We start from the raw sequence: 370 nt of genomic DNA on the forward strand, positions 1-370 counted from the left end.
CGCGACCGATCCTTGCTGCGCGGCCATTGGGTCGCCGGGTCAAGCCCGGCGAAGACGACGGAGGGTGAATGCTGGGTGGCCGCCGCCATCGCTGTCGCATCCAACGCGGCTGACCAGCGACCATGGGGCAGGGAGTTCCATCGACTCGCGATCCACGGGCAGTGCCCCAAACTTAACCGCCCTTCGCTCCCTCTCGATCGTCTTTGCCGGGCTTGACCCGGCAACCCACTCGCGGTGCCGCTTGCCGCAATCGATGTCGCTGAACGCAACGATCTCCCCGCGCGACCGATCCTTGCTGCGCGGCCATTGGGTCGCCGGGTCAAGCCCGGCGAAGACGACGGAGGGTGAATGCTGGGTGGCCGCCGCCATC

At 67.8% G+C, this 370-nt stretch carries 1 protein-coding gene; it reads right to left on the reverse strand.

Annotated features, from left to right (window positions below):
• Positions 1-39: 39 nt before the first annotated feature.
• A partial coding sequence (locus tag I5731_RS19630) for a hypothetical protein (RefSeq protein ID WP_210336209.1) occupies positions 40-370 on the reverse strand: 331 nt, incomplete at its 5' end.

The organism is Methylobrevis albus (assembly GCF_015904235.1).
Classification (GTDB): Bacteria; Pseudomonadota; Alphaproteobacteria; order Rhizobiales; family Pleomorphomonadaceae; genus Methylobrevis_A; species Methylobrevis_A albus.